17 protein-coding genes are annotated in these 17,002 nt (G+C 61.2%); 6 read left to right on the forward strand and 11 right to left on the reverse strand.

What is annotated here, in order from left to right:
* Positions 1 to 2 precede the first annotated feature (2 nt).
* From panC to thpR, 8 genes are all read right to left on the reverse strand, one after another.
* Positions 3 to 860, reverse strand: a complete 858-nt coding sequence (gene panC / locus OKC42_RS04115) for a pantoate--beta-alanine ligase (protein WP_270819101.1) — start codon at positions 858 to 860, stop codon at positions 3 to 5.
* A 201-nt stretch (positions 861 to 1,061) separates the two neighbouring features.
* Complete coding sequence (gene panB, locus OKC42_RS04120) at positions 1,062 to 1,856, reverse strand: 3-methyl-2-oxobutanoate hydroxymethyltransferase (RefSeq protein ID WP_270819102.1); 795 nt, start codon at positions 1,854 to 1,856, stop codon at positions 1,062 to 1,064.
* Positions 1,853 to 2,362 (reverse strand): 2-amino-4-hydroxy-6-hydroxymethyldihydropteridine diphosphokinase, encoded by a 510-nt coding sequence (gene folK, locus OKC42_RS04125; protein ID WP_005354659.1) that lies wholly within the window; start codon positions 2,360 to 2,362, stop codon positions 1,853 to 1,855. The genes panB and folK overlap by 4 nt, the downstream gene beginning before the upstream one ends.
* A gap of 11 nt (positions 2,363 to 2,373) precedes the next feature.
* Entirely contained in the window at positions 2,374 to 3,840 is a 1,467-nt protein-coding gene (gene pcnB / locus OKC42_RS04130; protein WP_005335642.1) for a polynucleotide adenylyltransferase PcnB, read from the reverse strand.
* A 168-nt stretch (positions 3,841 to 4,008) separates the two neighbouring features.
* On the reverse strand, positions 4,009 to 4,917 hold the full coding sequence (gluQRS, locus tag OKC42_RS04135; protein ID WP_270819103.1) for a tRNA glutamyl-Q(34) synthetase GluQRS: 909 nt from the start codon (positions 4,915 to 4,917) through the stop codon (positions 4,009 to 4,011).
* Between the two features lie 111 nt (positions 4,918 to 5,028).
* The gene (gene dksA, locus OKC42_RS04140; protein ID WP_005335644.1) at positions 5,029 to 5,478 is read right to left on the reverse strand and encodes an RNA polymerase-binding protein DksA; all 450 of its coding nucleotides are present in this window, start codon (positions 5,476 to 5,478) and stop codon (positions 5,029 to 5,031) included.
* A 119-nt stretch (positions 5,479 to 5,597) separates the two neighbouring features.
* A complete protein-coding gene (sfsA, locus tag OKC42_RS04145) occupies positions 5,598 to 6,341 on the reverse strand; it encodes a DNA/RNA nuclease SfsA (protein ID WP_270819104.1) in 744 nt (247 codons plus the stop codon).
* Complete coding sequence (gene thpR, locus OKC42_RS04150) at positions 6,338 to 6,880, reverse strand: RNA 2',3'-cyclic phosphodiesterase (RefSeq protein WP_270819105.1); 543 nt, start codon at positions 6,878 to 6,880, stop codon at positions 6,338 to 6,340. The genes sfsA and thpR overlap by 4 nt, the downstream gene beginning before the upstream one ends.
* Positions 6,881 to 7,058: 178 nt before the next feature.
* Here thpR and hrpB point away from each other — a divergent pair, with 178 nt between their 5' ends.
* From hrpB to gloA2, 3 genes are all read left to right on the forward strand, one after another.
* A complete protein-coding gene (hrpB, locus tag OKC42_RS04155; protein WP_270819106.1) occupies positions 7,059 to 9,506 on the forward strand; it encodes an ATP-dependent helicase HrpB in 2,448 nt (815 codons plus the stop codon).
* 73 nt (positions 9,507 to 9,579) lie between these two features.
* Positions 9,580 to 11,898, forward strand: coding sequence for a penicillin-binding protein 1B (mrcB, locus tag OKC42_RS04160; RefSeq protein ID WP_100652841.1), 2,319 nt, complete (start codon positions 9,580 to 9,582; stop codon positions 11,896 to 11,898).
* 58 nt (positions 11,899 to 11,956) lie between these two features.
* Positions 11,957 to 12,358 carry an SMU1112c/YaeR family gloxylase I-like metalloprotein gene (gene gloA2, locus OKC42_RS04165; RefSeq protein WP_005335657.1) on the forward strand — a complete coding sequence of 134 codons (402 nt, stop codon included), beginning with the start codon at positions 11,957 to 11,959 and terminating at the stop codon, positions 12,356 to 12,358.
* 77 nt (positions 12,359 to 12,435) lie between these two features.
* On the opposite strand, the gene OKC42_RS04170 is transcribed toward gloA2, so the two are convergent.
* Entirely contained in the window at positions 12,436 to 12,756 is a 321-nt protein-coding gene (locus OKC42_RS04170) for an SMR family transporter (protein ID WP_005335659.1), read from the reverse strand.
* Positions 12,753 to 13,139, reverse strand: coding sequence for a DMT family transporter (locus tag OKC42_RS04175; protein ID WP_005335660.1), 387 nt, complete (start codon positions 13,137 to 13,139; stop codon positions 12,753 to 12,755). The genes OKC42_RS04170 and OKC42_RS04175 overlap by 4 nt, the downstream gene beginning before the upstream one ends.
* Before the next feature lie 158 nt (positions 13,140 to 13,297).
* On the opposite strand from OKC42_RS04175, the gene OKC42_RS04180 reads away from it, so the two are divergent.
* The 3 genes from OKC42_RS04180 (at position 13,298) to ppa (ending at position 16,616) form a co-directional block, all read left to right on the forward strand.
* Positions 13,298 to 14,179: a LysR family transcriptional regulator gene (locus OKC42_RS04180; RefSeq protein WP_021229560.1), complete on the forward strand. Its 882-nt coding sequence runs from the start codon at positions 13,298 to 13,300 to the stop codon at positions 14,177 to 14,179.
* A gap of 109 nt (positions 14,180 to 14,288) precedes the next feature.
* Positions 14,289 to 15,869: a DUF3369 domain-containing protein gene (locus OKC42_RS04185; protein ID WP_270819107.1), complete on the forward strand. Its 1,581-nt coding sequence runs from the start codon at positions 14,289 to 14,291 to the stop codon at positions 15,867 to 15,869.
* 216 nt (positions 15,870 to 16,085) lie between these two features.
* Positions 16,086 to 16,616 (forward strand): inorganic diphosphatase, encoded by a 531-nt coding sequence (gene ppa / locus OKC42_RS04190; protein WP_005335667.1) that lies wholly within the window; start codon positions 16,086 to 16,088, stop codon positions 16,614 to 16,616.
* A gap of 28 nt (positions 16,617 to 16,644) precedes the next feature.
* Here the strand turns inward: ppa and OKC42_RS04195 are convergent, their stop codons facing one another.
* Positions 16,645 to 16,992 carry a hypothetical protein gene (locus OKC42_RS04195; protein WP_270819108.1) on the reverse strand — a complete coding sequence of 116 codons (348 nt, stop codon included), beginning with the start codon at positions 16,990 to 16,992 and terminating at the stop codon, positions 16,645 to 16,647.
* Positions 16,993 to 17,002: the final 10 nt, after the last annotated feature.

The raw sequence follows: 17,002 nt of genomic DNA on the forward strand, positions 1-17,002 counted from the left end.
GCTCAGGCTTGCTGCAGCGTGACCACTTGATTGTCGATAAGGCGGGCCTTGCCCAGATAGGCAGCCATCAGGATCACCAGCTGCGCGCTCTCGTCTGTGGCGGATTCGAGGGTGGCGGCATCGACGATGTCGATGGCATCGGTACGAAAACCGGCGTTGTCGAGACGCTGGCTGGCCTGCGCCACCAAGGAGGGCAGGTGGTGGTCACCCGCTTCGATCTGCTCGGCGATCCAGTTCATGGTGCGCGCCAGCTCGGGGGCGATGGCCCGCTCGGCAGCTGTCAGGTAGCCGTTACGCGAAGAGAGCGCCAGCCCGTCTTCGGCCCGCACGGTGGGCACGCCGACGATCTCGATGGGCATCGCCATGTCGGCCACCATCTTTCGAATAAGCGCCAACTGCTGGTAATCCTTCTGGCCAAAGCAGGCCACATCCGGCTGTACCAGATTGAACAGCTTGGTGACGACGGTACTGACACCACGGAAGTGACCCGGGCGCAGCGCCCCCTCCAGCAGATTGGAGAGACCCGGCACCTCGACGAAGGTCTGGCTCGCCAGCCCCTGCGGATACATGATCTCCGGGGTCGGGGTGAACACCATATCGACACCGGCCGCTTCCAGCGCAGCGCAATCCTGCTCCAGAGAGCGCGGATAGTTGGCAAGATCCTCGGCCTTATCGAACTGCATCGGGTTGACGAAGATGCTGACCACCACCTTCTCGGCGTGGCTGTGCGCCTCTTTCACCAGCGTCAGGTGGCCCTGATGCAGGTTACCCATGGTGGGCACGAATGCGATGGCACGCCCTTCACGGCGCCATTGGCTGATCTGCTCACGCAGAACAACTGGATTATTTACGACCAACATCAGCAGTTCACCTTCCGATAAATCAAAAAGAGAGACGGGTTGCATCCACAGATAGCGCTCGGGCGGGATGGTGCACGAACATGGCTATCAGCAGTTCACCTTTAGATGAATCAATAAGATACGGATTAGCTATACGGATTAACTGCGCGAGGCTGAGAAGCAGAGACGGGGGCCGCAGCCCCCATCATGCAACCGCCAGGATCAGTTGAAGCAGTGCTCCGGGCCGGGGAAGCTCCCCTCGCTCACCTGCTGGACATAGAGGCGGATGGCGGCACGCACATCGCCGGTCTCGGCCAGGAAGTTCTTGGTGAACTTGGGCACATAGCCGGAGGTGACGCCAAAGGCATCGTGCATCACCAAAATCTGACCATCGGTCGCGGGGCCGGCACCAATGCCGATCACCGGGATGCGAAGCGCCTTGGTGATGCGCTCGGCCAGCGCAGTGGGCACACATTCGAGTACCAGCAGCTGGATACCGGCCGCCTGCAGTTCGAGGGCCTGACGGTAGATCTCCTGGGCCTGAAACTCGTCACGCCCCTGCACCTTGAAGCCACCAAAGACATGAACGGATTGCGGAGTGAGGCCGAGGTGACCGCACACCGGCACCCCGTTGCGGGTAAGGTGGCGGATGGAGTCACACAGCCAGTCGCCCCCTTCCATCTTCACCATGCGGGCACCGGCCGCCATCAGGCGGGCGGCGTTCTGGTAAGTCTGCTCGGGGGTGGCGTAGCTCATGAACGGCATGTCGGCGATGATCAGCGCATTGCTGGCACCGCGCGCCACACAGCGGGTGTGATAGACCATCTCATCCATGTTGACCGCCAGGGTATCCTGACCCCCTTGCAGCACCATGCCCAGCGAATCGCCGATGAGCAGCACGTGGGCCCCCTCGTCGTCGAACAGCTTGGCAAAGGTGGCATCATAGGCGGTGATGGCGGTGAACTTTTGACCATCCAGCTTCATCTTCAGCAGGCTGGCGGTGGTGATCTTGCTCATAGAGGCTCCTGTACGTCTGCACGCGGGGCAATGATGGCCAAATCATTGTGCGGGCAGCGGGCAACCAGTCGGGCGAGCGGGGTGCCGCAGGGCAGCACCAGAGCAGGCGCAATTTCGGCAAGGGGCAGCAGCACGAACTCCCGCTCCTTCATGCCGTAGTGGGGTACGATCAGGCGCTCATGGTTGATCACCTGATCCCCATAGAGCAGCAGATCGAGATCCAGAGTTCTCGGCCCCCACCGCTCATCTTTGCGCACACGTCCCTGTTCCAGCTCGATTTTTTGTAATTGATCCAGCAGCGCAAGGGGCGCGAGCCGGGTATTGAGCCGGGCCACGGCATTGACGTAGTCCGGCTGGTCAGCAGGCCCCATGGGGCGGCTGCTGTAAAACGACGAGGCCTCCACCAGCACAGATTCCGGCAACCTTGCCAAGGCAGCAACGGCGCGACGAGCCTGACCCAGCGGATCAGACAGGTTGGAACCAATGGCGATGAAGACCTCGGTCATCACGTCTGTTGTCACTCGGCCACTTTCGGTTTGCGGCGACGGGGGCGACGGCGGTTACGGCTGTTGCTGCTGCGCTTCTCGCCATCGTGGCTACGGGCCTCGCCGCGCTCACCGCTAGCCGGGCGACGGGTCGCTTCACGCTGCAGTTGCGGGCGCACATCCGGATTGGAGGCAACATAGCGCTCCCACCAGCTGGCCAGCTCGCCGAGACCGCGCTCGACCCGGTTGCGCAGCAACAGGAAGTCAAACGCCGCGCGGAACTTGGGATGCTCCATGGCGCGCTCGGGGTGCTTGCCCTGACGGCGGGTCAACCGCTGTTGCAGTGCCCAGATGTCGCGGACATCGGTGGTGAAACGGCGGGGAACGGCGATGATCCGCACCTGATTGTCCAGCACCTCGTTGATCGCCAGCATGAAGGCGTCATACCAGGGCAGGCCGCTCTCGTTCTCCAGCACCCGACCACGAGCCTCGACGCAGCCCCACAGCAGGGTGGCATAGAGGAAGGCAGGAGTGACGCGTTTATCTTCACGAACGCGAGTGTCAGTATCGATCAGTGCCTGCTCGATAAACTGCTCGTAGGGCGAGTTGCCGTGCGGGGTAAACAGCGCCGCCACTTGCGGGAAGAGCTGCTGGAACAGACCATACTCGCGCAGCAGCTTGTAGGTCGCCAGACCGTCGCCAGCCAGGAACAGCTTGAGGGTCTCCTCAAACAGGCGGGCAGCCGGTATGTCTTGCAGCAGTGGCGCCAGCTCCTTGATGGGGGCGGCGGTACGCGGGCTGATGGTCATATCCAGCTTGGCGGCAAAGCGCACGGCGCGCAGCATGCGCACCGGATCTTCACGATAACGGGTCTCGGGATCGCCGATCAGCTCAAGCTTGCGCTCGGCCAGATCTTCCAGACCCCCTTCGAAATCGTGCAGGGTGAAATCTTTGGCGCTGTAGTAGAGGGCGTTGACGGTAAAGTCGCGGCGCTCGGCATCCTCTTCGATGGTGCCGTAGACGTTGTCGCGCAGCAGCATGCCTTCATCAGACTGGGCCGACACATGTTTGCTGGTATTGACCTGATGGTGGTGACCCCGGAAGGTGGCCACTTCGATCACGTCACGACCAAAGACAATGTGGGCCAGGCGGAAACGACGGCCAATCAGGCGGCAGTTGCTGAACAGCGCCTTGATCTGCTCCGGCGTCGCATCGGTTGCGATGTCGAAATCCTTGGGCGTCTTCCCGAGCAGCAGATCCCGGACTCCGCCGCCGACCAGGTAGGCCTCATAGCCCCCTTTGTTCAGGCGATAGAGCACCTTGAGTGCATTCTCGCTGATCTCTTTGCGCGAAATAGGGTGCTGATCACGGCTTAAGGTACGACGTTGACCGGCGACACGGGCTGGAATGGGGGATTCCACCGACTGCTCGCCGTCTTCCTTGCCGAGCACCTTGCGGCAAAAGTTTGCGATCTGGGAAAAAATGGTACACCTCTTCATGACTTCTAAATTGACGGGAGGCCAAAAAATAGCGGCCTATCATAGCTCACGCCTAACCAAATGAAAAACCGTGCTGACAATTGATCCCGTTTGAAACGGATCATCCCGGTAAAATCACAATCAACAGCGGCAATTTACGCTCAATCAAACAAAAATCACCTGGTCGACTCAGCAATCCGCGAGTGGGATCTTCTCGCTGGCGGGCACCCGTTCGAGCAGCCAGTTGGCGATGCCCCACCGGATGATCTCGTCGATCCGGCTTGCCATCAGCTCGGGCGGCGGGCACTGGCCGAGGAAGTGCAGTGCCTGCCACAGAGCCGGTCGCACCTCATCAAGCGCCAGTGCCGGCGCATGGTTCTGCTTGGAGAGCTTGTTGCCATCTGCCAGCACCGCCAGCGGCAGGTGCACCCAGTCGGGCACCGGAGCCCCCAGGGTCTGATAAAGGGCAATCTGGCGCACCGTGGGCTCCAGCAGATCGGCGCCGCGCACTATCTCGGTGATACCGCTGTCCATATCATCCACCACCACCGCCAGGTTGTAGGCGTAGAGCCCGTCGCGGCGACGGATAATAAAATCCTCCTCGGCGAGCGCCGCCGGGACCGCGATATGGCCCTGCAAACGATCGTCGAAGTGGTAGACCGGATGGTGCTGGCGCAGCCGGGCGGCGCAACCTTCGGCCGCAAGCCCGAGGGTGCGGCAGTGGCCGCTGTAGAGACCGCCCGCGGCCATGATTTCGCGCCGGGTGCAGCGGCACCAGTAGAGGTCCCCCGCCCGATAGAGCTGGTCGATGACCTCGTCATAACGGCCGTGGCGCACGCTCTGGAACATCACCTCCCCATCCCACTCGAGGCCATATGCCTCAAGGGTCTTGAGGATCAGGGCCGCAGCCCCCGCCATCTCCCGCGGCGGATCGATATCCTCGATGCGCACCAGCCAGCGTCCCTGCTGCGCTCTGGCCTGCAAAAAGCTGCCGAGGGCGGCGATCAGCGAACCGAAATGAAGCGGGCCTGAGGGTGAGGGGGCAAAGCGGCCGACATAGGGACGTGCAAAGAGTGAGGACGGGGGATTCACTGGCATGACTGTTCGGGTAAGCGATTCATTGAGGCTGCATTCTGGGGCGCGACCGCCAAAAGCTCAATAAAAAAGGGAGCCCGCGAGCTCCCTTTTTCATATACCAGAGGGTCGGGATCAACCGGCCATCTGTTTTTCCTTGATCTCGGCCAGCGTCTTGCAATCGACACAGAGGTCGGCAGTCGGACGGGCTTCCAGACGACGGATACCGATCTCGATACCGCAGTGTTCGCAGTAACCGAAATCATCGTCTTCAAGCAGCTGCAAGGTCTTCTCGATCTTCTTGATCAGCTTGCGTTCACGGTCGCGGGTACGCAGTTCAAGAGCGAACTCTTCTTCTTGCGCGGCACGATCCACGGGATCCGGGAAGTTGGCAGCCTCGTCTTTCATATGGTCGACGGTACGATCAACTTCCTGCATCAGTTGGTTGCGCCAGGCACCCAGGATCTTGCGAAAATGCGCCTTTTGTTGGTCATTCATGTACTCCTCACCCGGCTTTTCCTGGTAAGGCGCGACACCCGCAATGGCCAGGGGGCCCAGAGATTTCCTGTTTTCGCCTGTTGGCATGCCCTGTCTCCTAATTCAGCACGCTACCCGTGCCATCCATAAATTGAGGGCGACATCTATAGCAGAAGGGTAACGGGTAAGCAAACGAGCCGTACCAATAATGTTACCCACTCCAATATTTATGCACTCCCCTCGGGTAACAGGTGACCAGATTCAAACGGGATAAACCCTTGAGCCACCATGCCTTGCACCCCAACATGGGGCCGATAGCATAAAATTTCAACCCCCGCCGCGATTGCCTGCTCAATTAGCAGACTATAGTGCGGATCTATATGGGCTGCAGGGCGCATCCGGCTTATTCCGGAGTGCAACACCATAAAGAGCAGCACGGCCCTGTGGCCTGCCGCTTTCATCGCCATCAACTCGCGTAAATGCTTGGCACCACGGGCGGTGACCGCATCGGGGAAGTAGCCCATACCCGGACCTTCACGTTCGTCGAGCAGGGTGACCGATTTTACCTCGATGTAACAATTTCCCTTCTCGTCATCTTCCAGCAACAGATCGATGCGACTGTTCTCTTCGCCATACTTCACCTCGGTGCGCAACCGGCTGTACCCCGCCAGCGGAGCGATAGCCTCCTGCTCGATCAACTCCCGGGCGATCTGGTTGGCGCGCGCCGTGTTGACGCAGATAAAGTGGCCCGCCGGGCTCTCTGCGATCTCCCAGCTGTTGGGCAGCTTGCGCTTGGGGTTATCGGAAGTGGAGTACCAGACCCGGGTACCCGGATCGGCACAACCGGTCATGGCACCAGTGTTGGCGCAGTGGATGGTAATGACCTCGCCGTTATCGAGTTGCACATCGGTCAGAAAGCGCTTGTAGCGGGCCACCATCTGGCCCGATTGCAGGGGGGGATCAAAGATCACGGGTTAGCCCTCCGCGCGTCTTCTTTTACCCGGGCACGTAGCGGCCAGCAGGCAAGCGGCTCGTAGCGCACCCCGTCCGGGGTCGAGACGGATTGATAGAGGCAGAACTCGTCAGCCTGCAGCAGAAAATTTAGGGCTGGCAGGATGGCCGGAGCCTCACTCGCCTTGCGTGACAGGGTGACATGGGGGCGATAACCCTGCTCGCCATTGCCAAGGCGCAGCTTCTCGCCGTGGCGGCGCAGCGCCTTCGCCAGCACGGTCAGCTCATTGGGCCACTCTTTCGGGCCAATCCAGGCAGCCTTGGCCCGGCTGAACCAGCCGGTCTCATCCAGCCTGATGGAGAGCGGCGGACAGTGCTGACGCTCTACGGCGGCGATCAGGCGGCGGGTGGTCAACTCGTCAGCCTCCCCCAGAAAGGCGAGGGTCAGGTGGAGGTTGGCTTGCGGCACCGGCTGACCGGGCCAGGGCAGCTGATCGCGCCAGGCGATGAGCTCGGGGGCGAGCTCCTTGACGGGCAGGGCAAAGAAGAGTTTGGCCATGTGGTGATAATGCCTTTTTCACGCTCATTGGATGAGCCCATTCTATGGCAGCCATCCGGCCATGTCTCGCCAGCCTCCCGCCCGAGTGGCTATATCCGCACATCCACTCACGGTGGCGCGGGTGGCTGTGGCAGAATAGGCGCCGTTTTACCGGTTGCTACAGAAGGTGCTCATCGCTTTGTCCCAGCTCCCCATCGTTTCGGTATTGCCCGAACTCTTTGCCGCCCTCGACAGCCACACCAGCGTGATCCTGCAGGCGCCACCCGGCGCGGGCAAATCGACCCTGCTGCCGCTGGAGCTGGTACGTCAGAACCGGCTGCCCGGCCGCATCATCATGCTGGAACCAAGGCGCCTGGCTGCGCGCAATATCGCCACGTTTCTGGCCCGTCAGCTGGGGGAGAAGGTGGGCGAGCGCATCGGCCTGCGGGTGCGTGGCGAGAGCCGCACCAGCGCAGCGACCCGGCTCGAGATCGTCACCGAAGGGGTGCTGACCCGGATGTTACAGCAAGACCCGGAGCTGACTGGCGTCTCGCTGGTGATCTTCGATGAGTTCCATGAACGCAGCCTGCACGCCGATACCGCGCTGGCCTTCGCCATCGAGAGCCAGCAGGGATTGCGCGATGACCTCAAGCTCCTGGTGATGTCCGCAACCCTGGATGGCATGGCACTCGAGACCTTGCTGCCGGATGCCCCAGTGGTTCGCTCCGAGGGGCGTGGTTTCCCGATCGATTACCACTACCGCCCCGCCAATCGCCAGCAGTGGCTGGAGCCGCAGGTCGGCGCCGTGGTGCTCGAAGCGCTGGCCGAGCAAGATGGCAGCCTGCTGGTCTTTCTGCCGGGACAGGGTGAGATCGAGCGGCTGGCGCAATGGCTGGCAGACAAACTGCCGGACGACGTGACCCTCGCCCCCCTCTACGGTCGCCTCGATATGGCGGCGCAGCAGGCGGCCATCGAACCGGCGCCTGCCGGCCGCCGTAAGCTGGTGCTCACCACCAATGTGGCGGAGACCTCCCTCACTATTGAGGGGATTTCGGTGGTGATCGACAGCGGGCTGGAACGACGGGCCTCCTTTGATCTGAAAAGCGGCGTCACCCGACTGGAGACCCGCCAGATAGCCAAATCCTCCGCCACCCAGCGGGCAGGCCGTGCTGGCCGTCTCGGCCCCGGTGTCTGCTACCGGCTCTGGAGCAGCGAGGTGCAAGAGCGACTCGCTGAACAGAGCCCGCCAGACATTCTCACTCAGGAGCTGACCGGCCTGCTGCTGGATGCCGCCCAGTGGGGGGCAAAAGTGGAAGATCTGCCGCTGCTGGACATGCCCCCCGCCGCCGCGGTGGCCAGCGCCCAGCGGTTGCTGGTGGCCCTTGGCGCCATGAAGCCGGAGGGTGAGCAACAACTCACTCCCGCTGGCCGCGCCATGGCCGCCTTCGGTACTCACCCTCGCCTCGCCCGCATGCTGCTGCGCGCCCGCGAGCTGGAGTCCGAGGGTCTGACAGGGATTGTCGCCGATGCAGCTTATCTGGTGGCGTTGCAGGAAGAAGATCTGCGAGGATCGGAGCGCCTCTCTGTGCTGTTCCACCGCCGTCAAAGTGCCCTGCGCCAGAGCGCGGCCCGCTGGTTTGAACGGCTTGGCGTGCGCCCTGCCAGTGCGCAGGGTCAGTGGCTGGGGCTACTCTGCGCCCTCGCCTGGCCGGATCGCATCGGCAAGCTGCGCAGCGGCAGTCGCTATCAACTCAGTGGTGGGGTGAGCTGCGATCTGGTAGAAGGTCATCCCTGTCAGGGACAAGCCGCCCTTATCGCCATCGAGATGGGTCAGAACGATCGCGGTAGCCGCATTTTTATCGCCGAACCGGTCGATCTTGACGAGCTGGTACGCCTGCTGCCGGAACTGGTGAGCGAACGGCAGTGGTTCGACTGGGATGAGCGGGAAGAGCGGGTGCGCGCCGAGCGCCAGCAGGTGATCGGCGAGCTGGTGCTGAGCCAGCGACCCCTGACCGAACTCTCTGACGAGCAGAAAGGGCGCTGCCTGCTGCAAGGCATTCGCCGCAAGGGGCTGCATGTACTGCCTTGGGACGAGAGCAGCGAAGGGCTGCTGGCCCGCCTGTGCTGCGCCCGCGACTGGCTGCCCGATGAGGGGTGGCCAGCCATGGATGACGAGAGCCTGCTGGCCACGCTGGAACAGTGGCTGCTGCCAGCGGTGAGCGGTATGACCCGGCTGGAGCAGCTGAAGAGGCTCAATATGAGCGACATCCTGCGCCAATCCCTGCCCTGGCCGTTGCCCAAACGGCTGGACGAGGCGCTGCCGAGCCACTTTGCGGCACCGACCGGCAGCCGGGTACGGATCCGCTATCAGCCAGGGCAGGCACCGGTGATCCCGGTGCGCATTCAGGAGATGTTCGGGCAAGGCTCGACCCCCTGCGTGGCCGATGGCCGGGTACCGCTGGTGGTGGAGTTGCTCTCCCCCGCCCAGCGACCGCTGCAGATCACCGCCGATCTGGCCGCTTTCTGGGCAGGATCCTATGAACAGGTGAAGAAAGAGATGAAGGGGCGCTATCCCCGCCACTACTGGCCGGATAATCCGCTGGAAGCGATGCCGACCAAGGTCACCAAGAAGAAGATGGGCATCTAGGTTCGACGGGTTAATCCCGCTCGGACGTTCGCGAATGCGACATAACAAGTAGAAAGGAAAGCAAAGAGGATTTATGGCAACCCAACGACGCAAGCGTGCCCCCAAGAAGGCAGCGCCCAAACGCACCATCTGGCGCAAGCTGTTCTGGCTTGGCTTCAAGCTCTCCCTGGTGGTGGCGGCCTTTATGGTGGTGTTTGGCATCTACCTCGATACCAAGGTGCGCGAGCGCTTCGATGGCGAGAAGTGGCAGCTGCCGGTGATGGTCTACAGCCGTCCGCTGGAGCTCTACCCCAGCCAGCGCCTGTCGCGGGACCAGATGTTGCGCGAGCTCAACATGCTGAGCTACAAGCAGGTGCGCCAGCCTCACACGCCGGGTGAATACACCATCAACGGCAACCGCATCGAGCTTATTCGCCGCCCGTTCGAGTTCTATGACGGCGCCGACGGAGCCCGCGGCCTGCGCCTCACCTTCAACGGCCCGCGCCTTGAGGGGATCCAGTCGCTGGAGAACCAGCGTCAGCTCGGTTACGCCCAGATGGACCCGGTGCTGCTCGATCGCCTCAATACCGAAGATCGGGAAGATCGCCTGCTGGTGCGTATCGCCGAAGTGCCCGACAGCCTGCTGGTGACCCTACTCACCACCGAAGATCGCGACTTCTACCAGCATGGCGGTGTCTCGCCGGTGGCCATCATGCGCGCCATGTTCGCCAACCTGATCGCGGGTCGCACCGTGCAGGGGGGCAGTACCCTGACCCAGCAGCTGGCCAAAAACTTCTTCCTGACCCGTGAACGCAGCCTGTGGCGAAAACTGCAGGAAGCCTATATGGCGGTGCTGATCGACTATCGCTACAGCAAGGACGAGATCCTGGAGTCCTACCTCAACGAGGTCTATCTGGGGCAGAACTTCTCGCAAGGGGTCTATGGTTTCGGCCTCGCCTCCTACTTCTACTTCGGCATTCCGGTCAACGAGCTGGATATCGATCAGGTCGCCCTGCTGGTCGGTCTGGTGAAAGGCCCCTCCTATTACGACCCATGGCGCTTCCCGGAGCGGGCCAAGACCCGCCGCGATCTGGTGCTGAAGCTGCTGATGGATCACGGCAGCCTGACCCAGGCCGAATATGAGCTGGCCAGCCGCCAGCCCCTCGGCATCATCGCCCGTGGCCAGATGAGCTATGGCCGCACCCCGGCCTTTATGGGACTGCTCAAGCGGGAGATCCAGAGCCGCTTCGGCGCAGATCTGCTCAAGCAGTCCGGCCTCAAGATCTTCACCAGCCTCGACCCCATCGCCCAGCATGCGGCCGAGCGGGCGGTCGAATCGGGCCTCGCCGATATCGAGAAGCTGCGCGGCAAGAAGAAGCTGGAGGCGGCCATGGTGGTCTCCGACTGGCACAAGGGCGAAGTAGTGGCGCTGGTGGGTGGCCGCGATCCCCGCTACGCCGGGTTCAACCGGGCGCTGGATGCCCGCCGCCAGATCGGCTCGCTGGTGAAACCGGCGGTCTACCTGACCGGTCTCTCCAACGGCCTGACCCTGGCGACCCCGCTCAAAGATCAGCCGATCCGCATTCGCGGTCAGGATGGTCAGGTCTGGACACCGCAAAACTACGATCGCAAATTCCGCCAGAGCGTGCCGCTGATGGATGCGCTGGCCAGCTCACTCAACGTGCCGACCGTCAATCTGGGTCTGCAGGTGGGGCTGGAGAAGGTTGTCGACACCCTGCACAAGCTGGGAGTCCAGCAGGAGATCCAGCCCTATCCGTCGCTGGTGCTGGGGGCGGTGGCCCTCTCCCCGCTGGAGGTGAACCAGATGTATCTGCCCATCGCCAATCAGGGGCTGACCCAGCCGCTGTCGGCCATTCGCGCCGTAGTCAACGGTGATGGCAGCCTGCTCTATCAGCATGATCAGACCGCCAAGCGGGTCACCGACCAGCAGGCAAGCTGGCTGACCCTGTTCGCCATGACCAAGACGGTGAGTCAGGGTACGGCCCGCGCCCTCAGTGCCAAGTTCCCCGGCGCCACCATGGCGGCCAAGACCGGCACTACCAACGAGCTGCGCGACTCCTGGTTTGCCGGGATGGACAACAACGAACTGGTCAGTATCTGGGTCGGTCGCGACGACAACACCCCGGCAGGTTTGACCGGTGCCAGCGGAGCCCTGCAGCTCTTTAGCGGCTACATGAGCCAGCGCGGCGTCAACAGTCTGGGACTGAAGATGCCGGAAGGGGTCACCTGGGCCAACTTCTCCCGCGCCAGCGGCACCCGCGTCGCCAGCGACTGCCCGGGCAGCCTGCAGGTGCCGGCCAAAGCCTCCACCATGGGCTCCCCGGCCGGTTGCGCCAGCAGTGCGACGCCACGCAGTGCGCTGGATGACTGGTTCGGCGGTTTCTTCAACTAGATCAACGACACGGGCAGCGCAGGCTGCCCGTTCACTATGCTGCTGACAAGGAAACACCATGACCTTTCCGCTGTTTGACTCCATCCACCATGTGGCCATCATCGCCAGCGATTACCCACGCTCGCGCCACTTCTACCACGAGGTGCTGGGGCTGCCCATCATCGCCGAGACCCTGCGCGAAGCGCGCCAGTCGTGGAAACTGGATCTGGCCCTGCCGGACGGCAGCCAGCTGGAGCTGTTCAGCTTCCCCTCGCCTCCCGAACGTCCCTCCCGCCCCGAGGCGTGCGGCCTGCGTCATCTCGCCTTTCGGGTCAGCGATCTTGACCGGGTCATCGCCCATCTGCTGGCCCATCGGGTCGAGGTAGAGCCGGTACGGGTGGACGAGCTGACCGGCAAGCGCTTTACCTTCTTCGCCGACCCCGACGGCCTGCCGCTGGAGCTCTACGAAGCGCCGCGCTGAGCCTACATCGACCAAGCAATCAGCCAAACAAAAGCCGCCCGGCGAAACCGGGCGGCTTTTGTTATTGCTTCAGATTATCAGGCGGTAGTCAGCATAACGACAGCCAGCGCCATCACCATCATGCCAGCCCAGCCGATGGGCTTGAGCCGCTCACCGAAGAAGAGCAAACCGCCCAGCGCCGTACCGACGATGCCGATAGCCCCCCAGGTTGCGTAGGCAACAGCCAGGTCAATCTGGCCGCCACTTACCGCTTCCGAGAGCAGGGTAAAGGCGCCGAGTACCAGCATGATCCCCAGGAAGCCCCACCCCTTGTAACGAAAACCCTTGGAGCGGTTGATAGCCATGTTGGCGCCGATATCGATCAGTGCGGCACCCAGTACAATCACAAACGGACTCATGCTGTGGCCTCCGCTTCTACTGACTTGTCTGCGGGCTCATCATGGGTCTCCCCCATGGTCACCATAACAATCCCCACTATCGCGAGAGCAAGGCCAATCAGCTCCTGAACGGTCACATCGTAACCAAGGAACATGACCGACACTATGGTGATCAAGGTGATCCCGAGCCCCTCCCAGAGCGCAAACGCAATACCAATGGAGATTGTTTTGGCGGCTTTCGCCAGCAACCAGTACGAGAAACCGATCAACAACCACATCGGGATGTAATTCATCCAGCCAGCTCCCTGCTCGGGGATCATGGCCATGCTGGAGGTACCGGCGACCTCGGTCACGATGGCACCGGTCAAAAACAGCCGGGCCAGAAACATGCGACTTAATAACATATAAGATGCCTTTGTTGCTTCGACGGGAGAGATGGTAAACGGGGAGAAGCAACTCGCGACAATCGCTCAGCGTCGATTATTCCGACGCCACAGCTTTGCCTTGCCTTGGTTCGACACGCTAAGGTGATAGTGAAAAACTCCGCCATCGCCTGTAAAACATGAAGCTATATCAGATAGAACTCTTTGTAGAGTCCGCCAATAGTGGCTCTATTGCCAACACTGCCCGTCGCCTCGGCAAAAGCCGCAGCGCCGTCAGCACCTCCATCGCAGCGCTGGAAGTTGAGCTTGGCGTCGAACTTTTTGAACGAGGTGCCAATCAGAGTCGGCTGACCGAAATAGGCGAGCTGGTGCTTGATGATTGCACCCGCCTGCTGCAGGCAGCCAACAGCCTGCAGCAGAAGTGCAAACATTACGCCTCGGGGGCCGAAGTGGCGCTGCGGGTTGCCCGTGATGACGCGATTCCCGAGCCGGTGTGGCGCGAGATGCTGGCCAGCCTGCACAATCAGTTTCCCGGCACCAGTATCTCGCTGGTGCTTGCCTCTCCGCCCGAACTGCCGGCGCTGGTGGAAGAGGGATTCGTCGATGCCGCCTTTGGCCTTATAACCGAGGATCAGGAGCGCAGCGGCCTCAATATCGACGTGCTCAACCCGATCCGCACCCTGATGGTGGTGGCACCCAGCCATCCGCTGGCCGGACTGAAGCGGGTCAAACAGCAGGATCTGACCGATCACACCCAGGTCACCCTCTCGTATGTAGATGAATTTTCGGTAAAAAGCCTGCTACCTGTGGGAGGCCAGCATATCGGCCTCTCCAGCTTCGAGTTGATGCGCAATGCGGTGCTGGACGGACTGGGCTGGGCGGTGCTCCCCTCGCCACTGATCCAGAGCCAGCTGCGACAAGGCTCCCTGCTGACCCTGAAACACAAGTTCAGCCTGCAGTGGCGTGATTATGGTGTCTATCTGGCGGAAAATGCCTATCACGGCAAGGTGTTGGCCTGGTTGAAGAAGTCGATCCAGGGGTATCTGGAACCTTTCGAGTAGCGATAAAGAGGCGGAGCCAGCTCACGATATCTACTTATCCTGATGATCCGAGCGGATGTGATCGTGCATACTGTTCACATACTCATTGAGCGCCGGAGGCGTAACCGATATGAGCAGTGCCCAAGACAAGGACGATATCTTGCTGGACGACGACATCATCGAACTCGATGATGAGGAGGTCGTGGTCCCCAAGGCACTCAACCCATGGCAAGTGCTGATCGTGGATGATGAGCCGGATATCCATCATGCCACCCGCCTAGCCCTCTCCAACATTCATTACAAATCCCGTCCGCTGGAGCTGCTCAATGCCTACAGCGGCGCCGAAGCTGGCCGTATGCTGGAGGCCAATCCCAGGATTGCACTGATCCTGCTCGATGTGGTGATGGAGACCGAAGATGCAGGTCTGCGGCTGGTGCACCGGATCCGCAACGAAATGCACAACTCGCTGGTGCGGATCGTGCTGCGTACCGGCCAACCCGGCCAAGCCCCCGAGCAGCGGGTGATCCTCGATTACGACATCAACGACTACAAGACCAAGACCGAACTGACGGTACAAAAGCTCTATACCACCGTCATTGCATCCCTGCGCTCATACGAAACTCTCAGTGCCATCGACAAAAGCCGTCAGGGGCTCGGCAAAATTCTCGAAGGGGCGGGCGATCTCTACCATCTTCATTCACTCAAGGAGTTTGCCTCCGGCGTGCTGAAACAGATCAGCGCCATTCTCGATGTGGGCACCGAAGGGGCTATCTGCGCCGAGCGCCGTCCCGGCGAACAGGGGCTGGAGATCCTCGCCGCCACCGGCGACTACGAGACCCTGCTGGATGATGGCAAGATCATCGACTTTCCCACCCTCAATGACTCGGTCCTGAAGGCACTGGCGGCGCGCAGCAACCGCTTTGAACACCCTCAGGATTCACTCTATATCGCCGCCCAAAATGGTCGCGAGTTCGTGCTGAGTTTTACCCCGACCCAGCCCCTCGATCCCCTCGAGTGCGACCTGCTGGATGTCTTCTGCCAGCGCATCTCGGCGGCCTACGACAACCTCTATCTCTACAACCAGTTGCTGCGCGCCCAGGAGGCCACCGTGGTGGCGCTGGCGGCGCTGGCGGAGTTTCGCGACTCCGATACCGGCGAGCATGTCTTGCGGGTGCAGAAACTCTCGGATGCCATAGTGGCCGAATTGAAGCAGATGGCGGCCTATCCCGAGCAGCTGACCCCGGAGTTTGTCGAAATGATCGGTATGGCTTCCATCCTGCACGATGTGGGCAAGGTGGGCACCCCGGATCATATCCTGCACAAGCCCGGTCGTTTCGACCCGGAAGAGCGGGCCATCATGGAGCAGCACGCCGGTATCGGCGCCAATATCCTGCACAAGGCGGGCGAAATGGTGGAGGGAACCAGCTACCTATCTCTCGGCGCCGAAATCGCCCGGGGCCACCACGAGCACTTCGATGGCAAGGGCTATCCGCAGCAGCTGTCTGGTCAGCAGATACCCCTGTCGGCGAGGATTGTGGCGGTAGTCGATGTATTCGATGCCCTGCTCAGCAAGCGCCCCTACAAGGAGCCCTGGACGCTGACGCAGACCATGGAGTATATCCAGTCCCGCTCCGGCACCCAGTTTGACCCTCATGTAGTGACAGCCCTGTCGCGACTGGTCAATGAGTCGAGACTCCCCTACTCGCTCTGACCCCCTTTGCTCGCAACTCCACATGCCCTGCCGGTGACCAAGGTCAGCGGCAGGGCATCAAAACAGCCGTTTTGTTGCATCCCGCACACATCAAAGCGCCGCAAAGCGGAAACATCCCCCTTCTTTGTTAGCGATAGCCGCTGAAATATGGTCATTTAACATCACATCGCTATAATATCGGCCTGCAAACCTGATACTAACAACGAAGGAATTATCATGAGCCTGAACCTGGTACCGGCCGGCAAGAGCCTGCCCGACGATATCTATGTCATCATCGAAATCCCGCAGAATGCCGACCCGATCAAATACGAAGTCGACAAGGACAGCGGTGCTATTTTCGTCGATCGCTTCATGTCTACCCCGATGTTCTATCCGTGCAACTACGGCTACGTGAACGCGACCCTCTCTCTGGATGGTGACCCCGTCGACGTACTGGTTCCGACCCCCTACCCGCTGCTGGCCGGTTCCGTCATTCGCTGCCGCCCGGTTGGCGTGCTGAAGATGACTGACGAATCTGGCGAAGATGCCAAGATCGTTGCTGTACCGCACTCCAAGCTGACCAAGCAGTACGACCACATCCAGGATGTGAACGATCTGCCGGAACTACTGAAAGCCCAGATCCAGCACTTCTTCGAGCGCTACAAAGAGCTGGAAGCGGGCAAATGGGTCAAGGTGGAAGGTTGGGGCGACAAGGCCGCTGCCGAAGCCGAGATCAAGACCTCTGCCGAGCGTTACGCTGCCAAGTAAGCGTCACTTCGCTTGTAAAAAAGGCGCCTTATGGCGCCTTTTTTGTTGGTGTTTGCGGCAGCTGACCGGCCGCATCTCCGGCAGGATTGCCCTGAATGTATATTTCATGACCATCTTTCTGGTAGGGACGATAGTAATCACCGCCACAGCGATAGCCGCCGCCAGGCTGGCTCATCAGCTCGCAGTTGACCGGCAACACCTCCAGCCACTTGATGGCCTGCTGGTAGCGCAGCCACTCCTGCCATTCGTGCTCGCGTGCCAGCTGATCACGCAGGGCAAAGGTATCCGCAATGGACATCCCCTTGTTGACGATCACCTGATCCGCCATGGCTGGCAGGCTGAGCAGCCCAGACAGCACTATGATCCAAGGCTTCATAACCCCTCCA

Source organism: Aeromonas sp. Y311-2, from assembly GCF_027706025.1.
Lineage (GTDB): Bacteria > Pseudomonadota > Gammaproteobacteria > Enterobacterales > Aeromonadaceae > Aeromonas > Aeromonas veronii.